Source organism: Aeromonas sp. 604176, from assembly GCF_049170755.1.
Lineage (GTDB): Bacteria > Pseudomonadota > Gammaproteobacteria > Enterobacterales > Aeromonadaceae > Aeromonas > Aeromonas veronii_A.
In genome coordinates, this window is record NZ_JAAKNE010000003.1 from 72,946 (window position 1) to 83,503 (window position 10,558).

Consider the following 10,558-nt stretch of genomic DNA (forward strand, 5'->3'; position numbering starts at 1 on the left):
CGCCCCAAAATAGAAACAGAAGGACAGATGATGAAGTGGAAAATTGTGGCGCTGCTCGCCAGCCTGCTGGTGCTGCCCGCCCTGGCCGCCGATTACAAGACCATCGACTGGGATGTGCTCATCCCGGAAGGGGAGAAACTCCTGCCACCTCCGCAGGTGAACCATGATGGGGATCTCGCCTCCGTGCCGCAACCGGTGGGCGGGGTAAACAAGAAGCTGGACAACCAGGATGTGCGCATTCCGGGCTTCGTGGTGCCGCTGGAAGGGGATGCCAAGAAGATCACCGCCTTCCTGCTGGTGCCCTACTTCGGCGCCTGCATCCATGTGCCGCCGCCCCCCACCAATCAGGTGATCTATGTGAGCTACCCCAAGGGTGCGCCGGTGGATGATCTGTGGGATGCCATCTGGGTGAAGGGCAAGATGCGCACGATCAGCTCCAGCCACGAGATGGCCACCGCCTCCTATTCGATGGAAGCGGTCGAGGTGAGCGTCTACGAGGAGTAATCCTCTCGTTGCAAAAAAAGCGGCCTCCACGGAGGCCGCTTTGTTATCTTGGCATCCCGGTTGGAGTAACATTCAGCTCCAGAACCTGTGCGAATGGAGTCAGCATGGCAGACCTCCCCCCCCCGAAAAAAGAGAGTTCGATCCTGAGCAGCCAGGAGCAGACCCTGCGCCTGGCCCGCAGTCGCGGCATCGACGGCATGCTCACCCGCAATACCGACAGCACCTTCGAACAGCGCGCCACCTTTCGCCATCTGGCAGATCAGGCTGCTCGCCAGCGCAATCTGGAAGCCATCATGGTGATGGCCTCCCGCCACTGCGAAGAGACCGCGGCTGGCGGCGAGATGGACAGCGACTGGCTGACCCGCTTCCTGCAACTGGCGGAAGATATCAGCATGGTGCCGATGCAGCAGCTGTGGGGGCGGATCTTCGCGCTGGAAGTCGCCACGCCGGGCCGCTTCTCCATTCGGGCGCTCGCCACCCTCAAAGAGATGACCCAGCGCGAGGCCCAGCTGTTCCAGCGCATCTGCTCGCTGACCTGCCACTACACCGGCAGCGACGAGCAGCGACTGCTGCTGGGGCTGCACAAGGGGGCCAGCTTGCTGAGCCGCGCCAAGGCGACGCGCCTCGGCCTTGGCAAATACCGACTGCCCTACAACGCCCTGCTGCAACTGTTTGAGCTGGGGCTGCTGCATCGCGCGGAGCTGGAATCCGGCCCGCTGCCCGCCGATGGGGTCGAGCTGGAGTTCGGCAACCAGCGCTGGCGGCTGCAGTGCAAGCAGAACAACATCACCCTGCTCTACTACCGCCTCACCCCGGTGGGCAACGAGCTCGCCCAACTGCTGCAAGAGTCGCCGCTGGAGGAGTACCTGCAGGATCTGAAAACCGTGCTGGTGCAGGGGATCCAGATTGAAGTGATGCAGCTCGTCAGCGCCCCCTCTTCACCCGCTCCCGACCCTCTCCCCTGATCTCTGGCGGGGCAGCGGATGCCCCGTCGGTTCGTGGTTCCTTCGCATCCAGCTGCTGGCTCCAAGCTTATGGGCTTGACCAGAATAGGTTGCAAATTGCAGATGCCGCAGAGGCACACCCGTCTGCTCCGTTGCATATTGCAAACAGCAACGTTCTTTTCCTGCCAAAACGGCACTAATAACATATCAATCATTAGCTTTTGCCAGCTGGCCCACCCCTTGCAGATGTCTTGATGTAGATCAAAATCTAACCATCACAGCTCGGGAGTAAGGCCATGAGAATCAATCAACCGGTTACCCAAAGAGAACGTCTCTATCCAGACCACCAGAGCCTGATCTCCACCACGGATCTGGAGAGCCGCATCACCTACGCCAACGATGAGTTCTGCGAGATAGCAGGCTTCCAGCTCGACGAGCTGGTGGGGGAACACCACAATCTGGTACGTCATCCTGACATGCCGAAACAGACCTTTGCCGATCTGTGGAACCATATCCGCGAAGGCAAGAGCTGGATGGGGCCGGTGAAGAACCGCTGCAAGAGTGGCGATCACTACTGGGTCAGCGCCTTTGTCACCCCCATCAAGGATGCCAGCGGCCGGGTGGTGGAGTATCAGTCGGTGCGCACCGCCCCGAGCGAGGAGATCAAACAGCGGGCCGAGAAGGTCTATGCCGACCTTCGCAACAACAAGCTGCCACTGGCGCTCAAGCTGCCCACCTTCTCCCATACCCTGACCATCAACCTCTGCCTGCTGCTGAGCCTGCTCGCCATGTTTGCGCTGGGCTACAACCACGACATGAACTGGCAACTGGCGCTGGTCGCCCTGCCGCTGGCGATAGCGGCCATCACCCTGAATGTCCTCTCCCGTCGCCTCGGCAAGCTCAACAAGATGGCCCGCAGCCGCTTTGACAACCCGCTGATGCAGCTGCTCTACACCAACAAGGTGGACAACATCGCCGCCATCGAACTCTCGATGGTGATGAATCAGGCCGAGTTCAACGCCGTGCTGGCCCGTACCCAGCAGACTTGCAGCAAGATCCTGCAGGCCGCCGAGGGGGATCTGCGCAACGCCGAATCCATCACCGACAACCTGCAACAGCAGCAGGCCGAAACCAATCAGGTAGCCACTGCCGTGACCGAGATGTCGGAATCCATTCGCGAGGTTTCACAGAGCTCCAGCGAATCCTCCAGCCTGCTGGACGAGACCGCCGACCTGTTCAAGAGCGGCAACCACAGCGTGGCCGAAACCGTGGCTGCCGTGGCGGGTATGAACAGCGAGCTGACCACCTCCAAGAGCGTGATCAGTGCGCTGGTCGGCCACTGCCGCGATATCGACGGCATCCTCGATGTGATCAACAACATCGCCAACCAGACTAACCTGCTGGCCCTCAACGCCGCCATCGAAGCGGCCCGGGCTGGCGAAGCGGGTCGGGGTTTCTCGGTGGTCGCCGACGAGATCCGCACCCTCGCCATCAAGACCCAATCCTCGACCAGCGAGATCCAGAAGATGATCACCGAGCTGCAAAACAGCTCTGGCGAGGCTGAGCAGGCGATGGAGAAGGGCTGCCAACTCTCCGAAAGCTGCCAGCAAAAAGCCTCGGCGACCGGCACCATACTCCAGCAGATCAACGATATGCTGCAGCAGGTGGCCTCCGGCAGCGGCCAGATTGCCCAGGCGGTGCAGGAGCAGTTCCACGTCACCGCCGAGATCAACCGCAACGTGCTCAGCATCAAGACCTTGGCCGATGACTCCAGCGTTGGCAACCAGCATGCCGTGCACGGCATCACCCAGCTGGTCAACCAGTTGAGCGATCTCGACCGGCTGGTACGCCAGTTCCAGAAAGGGGCTCCAGCGCCCCAGAGCCGCTACGAAGTGGCCACCACCCGCGCCGTGCCGGTTCGCCAGGCCAGATAACCACGACACAAACAATCACCGCAGAAAACCCTATGGGCCTTTGGGTCTATAGGGTTTTTTAATGCCCGCCAGCAAAAGGCGACACTGCCGTTTCACTGTCCGATTTCCCTCTGCGCTGATGGGCCCAAGCGGTTGAGCGACCACATTTAAACCCATTAATGATTAATTTATTGATCTTGCTCAGAAAACGACCCGCTTGTGCTTTTCACCCCAGCCCCGTTCGGTAACATAGCCGCTTGGCAACCTCTTGCAGGAGTCAGCCATGAACCAAACCAGTGCCAAAACGCAGGTAACAAGCAGCAGACTGGAGGCTGAAATTCAGGGGCGGTAGCGTGGTTTTTGTAGGTTGGCGCAGAGCGTAGCGAAGCCCAACAGATGCGCATTATTACGCCAACCAGAGCGGAATAAACATGGGTTGGGTCGATCGGTAAAACAAATTTGCAGATACGTTTCGCGGTAAACGTTGGGCTTCACTTCGTTCAGCTCCAACCTAAGATTTTTAGCCCAACATACGAGATTTTTTTTCATACAGTAGTAACAGTGGCATAAAAAGAGGGGGTCGATCGAACGCTCCCAGCACGAGAAGAAAGCTGATAACATCATGATTTAATGATTATTTTTACTTAACGGCAGTGAATATGTTACGGAGTTATATGGAATGCTCTGCTAACGGATTAGTGCCGCCTTCCATCTAATCACCGTTAAACGTATTAAGGTAAATAATGGCATCAGTTGATAAAACGGTAGAGTATTTCAATGACGACTTTTCTAAAGGGTTGTTCCCTTTGGACACAAATCGAATTGTTATTGAAAATTCGGCAGCTGAACTGAGCAAGTACATATATGAAAGCATATTGAATGATAACGAAGAGTCGCATCACTTTCTTCCTCAAGCTAGATGCCATGCGGCAAAACATGGTTTGCATCTTAGGAGAACATTAAAATTAGATCCCGTTGCCGAATTTTATATATATGACTTAATAAATAGAAACCGAACCTCATTCAGAAAAGATTTTTCAGAGAACCGAATTAGCTTTGGGCACCGTTTCGAAAGCGGGAAGCCCATCCCTCTAAGCAAAGCCTATAGAGATTTTAAAAAATCTGTCGCAGAAGCAAATGCCAAGTTTGAACATGGATTGAAACTAGATATTGCTACATATTTCAACTCACTTTATCACCATGACATTGTAAAGTGGTTTGATGATGGAGCTAGGGACCAATCAGACGTTGAGGGGCTGGGGCAGTTTTTGAGAGAAATCAACTCTGGTCGAAGTGTAGATTGCTTACCTCAGGGGATTCATCCATGCAAAGTTATTGGCGCGGAGTTCCTTAAGTTCTTAGATAACTCAAGAATATTGAAATCAGATTTAATGCTTCGATTTATGGATGATATTTATCTGTTTTCAAATAACCTGCAAAAGGTGGAGCATGATTTTATTCTTCTTCAGCAGCTAGCAGGGGAGAAAGGTCTTAGCTTCAATAACTCTAAAACAAAACAGGGAAAGGTTGCTATTGAGAGCATCGATGATCACATAGAGGAAGTTAGAAAGCAGCTTTTGTATGTAAGAACAGAGCTCGTAGAAACGTATAACGGTGAAGAGGAGGTTGAGGTTGAGGATGAATTGACCCTTGATTCTGAGCAACAAGAATACTTGTATAACCTTCTTCATAACCCAGAGCTAGAAGAAATGGATGCGGAGCTTATCCTTACTTTTATGAATGATAAAGGTGAAGATGTACTTGAATATATAGAAGTTTTTTTTGATAGATTTCCAAATTTAAGTAAAAAGCTATTTTACTTCTGCAAAAACATTGATGATAAAAGCTCTTTGGCTCAGGTCATGATTGATCACCTAGACAACTCAGTAATTGTTACAGAAGAGCAACTATTTTGGTTTGCAAAAATAGCTGAAGAATATTTAAGTGGAACTTCTGAATACAGCTCAATCTTGATAAAGCTTTTGGAACATAAATACGCTACTGATATTAGTAAAAGCAAGGTATTAGAAATTCCAGATGTAAGATTCGGCTTACCAGATATACGAGAGCAATACCTGAGAGTTGGGAGGGCTGATTGGCTTTCTTGGTCATCTGCTGTTGGTACAAGAGGTATGAGCAAAAATAATAGGAATCATTTGTTAAAGTATTTTAGCAATGTATCTCAAATGAATTTTCTAATAGCCGGCGCTGTTCGGCGCCTCTGAACATTTAACAAGCCACCGCACTCGGAAATTTTATTCGCTTCGCTCACAAAATTCCGGTAATCGGTGCGTCATGCCTCAAATTGACAATGTTTGTGAAAGGAGAAAAAATATTGAGTAGCTTCACTAAGTTGTACTGTATGGATGCAAAGATCGAACGGCTATACAAATACTGCAAGGCTTTTTTGGATGCTGACGCAAGTCAAGTATCGAAGTTTTCACAGCTGTCGATATATCCGACATTTTTATTTGATGGATACCCTGGCACAGGGAAAAGCTCAGTTGCAAGCATTGTTTATGAAAAGCTCAAGCGTGAGTATAATATTGACATTAAAAGGTTAAATGTTGACGAACTAATATCTCATAATTTTGGAGAATCCTCCTCCAATTTGAGGAGTTACTTTAAGTCAATAAATAAGGAAATAAAACAAAACAATTCATACTGCTTTATCGTGATGGATGAGGTGGACTCATTCACAATAAGCAGGTATCAAAATGACAACGAAAGCATAAAAAGAATATTGCTTACCTTTAACACGATTATTGATGAGTTGGTGCGTAGCAATCAGATCTACAGACACATAATTATCGCCACCACCAATGTTAAAGATAACATTGATACCTCGATTCTTAGGAGATTTTTCTTTGACGAAGACTTTAATATAGAGCTTGATAAATCATCTTTCAATAAATTTTTCAGAGATCTGTCCGAGGTTACAGGGCTTCATCTTGAAGAAAAATCAATTGAGGAAGTATTCGATGACTATATTAAAAGAAAACACACCTTGGGTGAGTTAAAATCAATATTCTCAAAGACTTACATGAAAAAATTAATTTCAGGAGGCAAGGAAGGATTAAGCAAAAATCATTTTTTAGATCACAAAACGTTTTATGAAATCACTCAGAGACAGAAACAAGGAGGTTAGCTTTGTGCACTGATGAAGATAAGATGATAAAAAAACTTGAGGAACATAGAGATACAATTAAACTTGTGGTAGAAATTGCTAGGCTACATGATATACCTGTTACTCCATCTATAAATAATGATTGTAGAGGAGACTTTGAATATCCTCTGGATAGAAAAAAAGATTTAATCAGTGCATTAGACAAGTACTTAGGCAAGTATAAGTACACTAAGGATGGTAATGATGAGTAGATCTTTCGGAGAAGTAAAGACGAGGAAGAATATATTTCCTTCTCAAGCACAAGATATCGTAGACAAAGGGAATGTTAGTATATTACTAATACAAGCGATCGCATCCCATAAGACGAAGGCGATTCTTGATAAGGGGGGGGTGACTTTGTATGAGGGCCTGGAGCCTGGTGAAGTTGAACGCATAAGAGAGACTGTCGCTAAGGAATTAGAGTTAAAAGAAAAAAAGGAGACTGAATAATGTTAGAGTTAACATTTTTTGATTCAACGAACGAGCCTAAGATTATTCGTGTTTCCGAACATTGTTACGAGAGATTGGCAAAGATCGGATTTTCGAAAAAGGTAGCGTATGAAAATAACGATCTTACAATAGAGGGAGAGGAGTATAACGTTCTTTCCGTAGAACTAACCGAAGATAATCGGAAGATCCTACTCACGCTCATTGAAGATGAAAGGCAAGAAGAGCTGGAGAAAATATTTTTTCAAATTGACGATAATCCAACCATCAAAGAAATTAGAGAAAATCTTTCTTATGTGAAAGAGTTGACCGAAATTTATAAAACCTTAAAAGCAGAAGATAATATTTACTTCTCCTATGAATAGATAAGGCATAACAAGTCAAATCACCCGGACGCAGCGAAGCTGCGCCGGTGTTTGAGGCGTTAGTGATATTGGAGTTTCGTAAATGAAAGAAGCTGCCAACTCATCAGCACCTGTGGTGGCCAACGGACCGGTTGCCCAGATAACAATCCAGCTCCCTTTATCAAATGGCACAACTCAACCACTACAGGTAGTTCCCCTGCCGCAGGGCAGTCAGCAGCTCATCCACCAGCGCCTCCACCGATTTACCGGCGTTAAGCAGATGAATTTCCGGCTGCTCCGGTGCCTCGTAGGCGGAGTCGATACCGGTGAAATTGCGAATTTCCCCTGCCCGCGCCTTTTTATAGAGCCCCTTGGGGTCGCGCTCTTCACAGATGGCGAGCGGCGCATCGACAAAGACCTCGACAAATTCCCCTTCACCCAAGAGGCTGCGCACCAGCGCCCGCTCGGCACGAAACGGCGAAATAAAGGCGGTGAGCACGATCAGGCCCGCATCCACCATCAGTTTCGCCACCTCGCCGACCCGGCGGATATTCTCCTGCCGCGCGGCATCATCGAAACCGAGATCGCCACAGAGGCCGTGGCGCACATTGTCCCCATCCAGCAGATAAGTGTGCTTGCCTTGTGCCGCCAGCGCCTGCTCCAGCGCCCCCGCCAGGGTGGATTTGCCCGCCCCGGAGAGCCCGGTAAACCAGATCACCAGCGGCTTTTGTCCTTTCAATTCGGCCCGGCTCTGTTTGTCCACGGCATGCTTGTGCCATACGATATTACTCATCCCACACTCCTTGATTGGCGCTCACGCCTTAAAACGGAAACAGCAGGGGCACCATCACAATCACCCCGAGGCTATAGGCCAGCGAGACCGGCAGCGCCAGCTTGAGGTAGTCCGGCATCTTGTAGTTGCCCGCGGCATAGACCATCAGGTTGGTCTGGTAGCCGTAGGGCAGGATAAAGCTGGAGCTGGCCCCGAACAGCACCGCCAGAATAAACGGCATGGTCGAGACATCCATGCTGAGCGCCAGCTGGTAACCCATGGGGAAGGCCAGCGCGGCGGCGGCGTTGTTGCTCATCAGCTCGGTCAACACCAGCGTAAACACATAGATACCGATAAAGGCGATGATGGGGCTGGCACCGTTAAACTCTCCCATCAGCCAGTCGGCGATAAGCTTGGCCAGTCCGCTCTTTTCCAGCTGATCGGCGATGGCCAGCGCCCCGCCCACCACCAGCCAGATATCCAGCGGGAAGCGGCGGCGGATCTCGTCCAGGGTCAGAATGCGGGTGAGCAGCAGCGCCACCAGCATCAGCAGCAAACCCTTGAACAGCGGCACCAGATCAAACACAGAGAGCGCCAACACCCCGAGAAAACCCAGCACCACGGCGGCGCTGCGCTTGCCATCGAGGCGGGTGGAGGCTTCCAGCCCGCTTACCACCACAAACTCCCGCCCCAGCGACTTGTTGCGAGCAAACTGGGGGCCGGGGGCCAGCAGCAGAGTGTCCCCTGCGTGTAGTTCAATCTGGCCGAGGCCGCCGGTAAGCTGGGTTTCGCCACGGCGCACCGCCAGCACCACCGCATCGAAGTGGGTGCGAAATTCGGCATCCTTGATGGTCTGACCCACCAGCCGCGAGCTGTGGCTGACAATAACCTCCACCAGATGCTGGCCGTTGAGGCGGTGCTGGCCGTAGAGATCCAGCCCCTTCATCTCCTGCAATACGCCGACGCTCTCCACGTCGCCGCAAAACAGCAGCACATCCCCTTCGTGCAGCTCGTGTTCCGGCTGCACCGGGCAGATCACCTGCTCGCCGCGAATGATTTCCGCCAGATAGAGGCTTTTCAGGCTTCGCAGGCCGTTCTCCTTGACGCTGCGCCCCGCCAGCGGTGAACCGGCGCCCACCTTGGCTTCGAGAAAGTAGCCGGATTCGCGGCTCATCTCGGTATCCTGCTCCGGCAGGTGACGGGCAAACAGCAGCACGGCCACCAGACCGGTCAGCAGGGTGCCCGCCCCCACCATAAAGAAGTCAAACATGCCGAGCGGCGGTGCCCCCATCTTGATGAGGAAGCTGTTGACGATCAGGTTGGTGGAGGTGCCGATCAGGGTCAGCACCCCGCCAAAGGTGGCCGCGAAGCACATGGGCAGCAGCAGCCGCGACGGCGCATGGTTGGGGTTGCGTTTGACCGCTCCCAGCATGGAGGCCACCACGGCGGTGTTGTTGACGAAAGCCGACAGGAAAGCGGTGGAGAACCACACCTTCACCAGCACCTTGTTGAATGAACCCGTGCCCACCAGATTGGCGAACCAGCTCATGATGCGGGTCTTCTCCACCGCCAGCGACACCAGCAGCAACAGCACCAGCGTCAGCAGGGCACTGTTGGTGTAACCCGCCACCACGGCATTGATATCCGCCAGCCCGCTCAGGTAGGTGATGAGCACGGCGCCCGAGAAGAGCAGCGCCGGGCGGAGTTTGCCCTGGATCAGCAGGGCCACGAGAGCAGCCAGCAGACCCAGCACCAGGAATTGTTGCCAGGTCATGGGTTTACTCCTTGCTTGTGTCGTTACCGATGGCAAGGGCTTGCCAGTGCGGGAAGTGCTTGCGCACCAGCGCATTGAGCTCGATTTCGAACTCGCTGTAGTGCCCTTTTACCGCTTTGGCGGCCAAGCCTTCCACTATCATGCCGGCGCCGACGGTGACGTTGGTCAGCCGGTCGATCAGGATAAAGCTGCCGGTATCGCGGATCTCCTGATACGGGTCGAACGCCACCGGGTCGGTGAAGCTCAGCTCGCACAGGCCGATCTCGTTGAGCTTGAGCTCGCTCGCGGGCAGTTCGTCCAGCTTGTTTATCTCGATGCGGTGGCGGATAGCCTCCACCTGACCGCGACTCTTCTTGGTGGCCAGTTTGACGTCGTAGACCCGACCCGGTTGCAGGGACTCCTCCCCCATCCAGACGATATGGGCCAGCACATTCTGGGTCACTTGCGGCTGCTTGGCGACATCCACCAGCAGGTCGCCGCGGCTGATGTCGATCTCGTCGGCGAAGGTGACCGTGATGGCCTGACCCGGCAGGGCGTACTCCAGATCGCCGTCGAAGGTGACGATGCGGGTCACTGTGCTCTCCTTGCCCGATGGCAGCACCGCCAGCTTGTCGCCGACCCGCAGGATGCCGGAGGCGAGCGTCCCCGCGAAGCCGCGAAAATCGAGGTTGGGGCGGTTCACATACTGCACCGG

Annotated in this window: 10 protein-coding genes; 7 read left to right on the forward strand and 3 right to left on the reverse strand. The window is 52.6% G+C overall.

What is annotated here, in order from left to right; all coding sequences use genetic code 11:
• Window positions 1-27: 27 nt before the first annotated feature.
• The 7 genes from G5358_RS01150 to G5358_RS01180 all read left to right on the forward strand — a co-directional run bounded on the left by G5358_RS01150 (window position 28) and on the right by G5358_RS01180 (window position 7,339).
• Window positions 28-504 carry a DUF3299 domain-containing protein gene (locus G5358_RS01150; protein WP_041234071.1) on the forward strand — a complete coding sequence of 159 codons (477 nt, stop codon included), beginning with the start codon at window positions 28-30 and terminating at the stop codon, window positions 502-504.
• 104 nt (window positions 505-608) lie between these two features.
• The gene (locus tag G5358_RS01155) at window positions 609-1,469 is read left to right on the forward strand and encodes a TIGR03899 family protein (RefSeq protein ID WP_005335692.1); all 861 of its coding nucleotides are present in this window, start codon (window positions 609-611) and stop codon (window positions 1,467-1,469) included.
• A gap of 275 nt (window positions 1,470-1,744) precedes the next feature.
• A complete protein-coding gene (locus G5358_RS01160) occupies window positions 1,745-3,382 on the forward strand; it encodes a PAS domain-containing methyl-accepting chemotaxis protein (RefSeq protein ID WP_421323431.1) in 1,638 nt (545 codons plus the stop codon).
• 722 nt (window positions 3,383-4,104) lie between these two features.
• Window positions 4,105-5,586 carry an antiviral reverse transcriptase Drt5 gene (gene drt5, locus G5358_RS01165; protein ID WP_279505894.1) on the forward strand — a complete coding sequence of 494 codons (1,482 nt, stop codon included), beginning with the start codon at window positions 4,105-4,107 and terminating at the stop codon, window positions 5,584-5,586.
• A gap of 137 nt (window positions 5,587-5,723) precedes the next feature.
• Window positions 5,724-6,509: an ATP-binding protein gene (locus G5358_RS01170; protein WP_421323432.1), complete on the forward strand. Its 786-nt coding sequence runs from the start codon at window positions 5,724-5,726 to the stop codon at window positions 6,507-6,509.
• Window positions 6,510-6,511: 2 nt separating this feature from the next.
• Window positions 6,512-6,739 carry a hypothetical protein gene (locus G5358_RS01175; RefSeq protein WP_421323433.1) on the forward strand — a complete coding sequence of 76 codons (228 nt, stop codon included), beginning with the start codon at window positions 6,512-6,514 and terminating at the stop codon, window positions 6,737-6,739.
• A gap of 237 nt (window positions 6,740-6,976) precedes the next feature.
• A complete protein-coding gene (locus G5358_RS01180; RefSeq protein WP_421323434.1) occupies window positions 6,977-7,339 on the forward strand; it encodes a hypothetical protein in 363 nt (120 codons plus the stop codon).
• Between the two features lie 181 nt (window positions 7,340-7,520).
• On the opposite strand, the gene cysC is transcribed toward G5358_RS01180, so the two are convergent.
• The 3 genes from cysC to G5358_RS01195 all read right to left on the reverse strand — a co-directional run.
• Entirely contained in the window at window positions 7,521-8,111 is a 591-nt protein-coding gene (gene cysC / locus G5358_RS01185) for an adenylyl-sulfate kinase (protein ID WP_421323435.1), read from the reverse strand.
• Window positions 8,112-8,139: 28 nt separating this feature from the next.
• Window positions 8,140-9,864, reverse strand: coding sequence for an SLC13 family permease (locus G5358_RS01190; RefSeq protein WP_005354701.1), 1,725 nt, complete (start codon window positions 9,862-9,864; stop codon window positions 8,140-8,142).
• Between the two features lie 4 nt (window positions 9,865-9,868).
• A partial coding sequence (locus G5358_RS01195) for an elongation factor 1-alpha C-terminal domain-related protein (protein WP_421323436.1) occupies window positions 9,869-10,558 on the reverse strand: 690 nt, incomplete at its 5' end.